Genomic DNA, 953 nt, shown 5'->3' with positions numbered 1-953 from the left:
TGGGTGGGGACAGCGCCGGCGGGAACCTGGCCGCGGCGGTCACCCTGCTCAGCCGGACGGACGGGCCCCCGCTCGCCGCGCAACTGCTGATCTACCCGAACACCGACCAGAGCGGCGACCCGGTCGGCGACGACGACCCGGCGCTGTTCAACAGGCATTCGGTTGCCTGGTACCGGAGGCACTACCTCTCCGACCCGGGGCACGCCCGGGATCCGCTGGCCTCGCCACTGCTCGCCGACGACCTGTCCGGGTTGCCGCCGGCGTTGGTGATCACCGCCGAACTGGACCCCCTGCGCGCCGAGGGGCAGCGGTACGCCGAGCGGCTGCGAGACGCCGGTGTGCCCACCCGCCTGGCGCACTACCCGGGCATGATCCACGGGTTCTTCGCCATGCCGGGAACCTTCACCGACGGGCGGCGGGCGCAGGAAGGCGCGGCGGCCTTTCTCCGGGAACGCTTCGGGCTGTCGGCCGGGCCGGAAGCCGCCCAGGTGGACGAGCCGGCCGTGACGGGCCCGGCGGTGGCCGATGGCTGAGCGGGTGCTGACCGACCTGCCGGCCGTCTCGCTCGCCGACTACGCCGAGCGGGCCCGGGCCGTGCTGGCGCCGGACGTGTGGGACTACCTGGCCGGCGGCAGCGCGGCCGAGGTGACCCTCGCCGCGAACCGGCACGCGCTGGACCGGGTCGCGGTGCTGCCCCGGGTGCTGCGTGGCGTGGACACCGTCGACCTCGGCGCCGGCCTGCTCGGCAGCCGGTACGCCATGCCGGTCGCAGTGGCGCCGATGGCGTACCAGCGGCTGGTGCACCCGGACGGGGAGCTGGGGCTCGCGGCGGCGGCCGGCGCGGCCGGCATCCCGTACCTGGCGAGCACGCTGGGCAGCACGCCGATCGAGCAGGTGGCCGGCGTGGGCGCGGACGTCTGGTTCCAGCTCTACTGGCTGCGCGACCGGGCTCT

The 953-nt window shown here is 75.6% G+C and carries 2 protein-coding genes; both read left to right on the top strand.

Annotated features, from left to right (window positions below; all coding sequences use genetic code 11):
• On the top strand, positions 1 to 533 hold a 533-nt coding region (locus KBX53_RS34250; protein WP_210863955.1), incomplete at its 5' end, for an alpha/beta hydrolase fold domain-containing protein.
• Positions 526 to 953, top strand: a 428-nt coding sequence (locus KBX53_RS34245; protein WP_210863954.1) for an alpha-hydroxy-acid oxidizing protein, incomplete at its 3' end; no start/stop codon positions are given. The genes KBX53_RS34250 and KBX53_RS34245, both read left to right, overlap by 8 nt.

This window comes from Micromonospora sp. M51, assembly GCF_018070305.1.
In the GTDB taxonomy this organism is placed as follows: Bacteria; Actinomycetota; Actinomycetes; order Mycobacteriales; family Micromonosporaceae; genus Micromonospora; species Micromonospora parva.
Note: the sequence above shows the minus strand (reverse complement) of the source record. Positions and strands in the feature narration are given on the sequence as shown.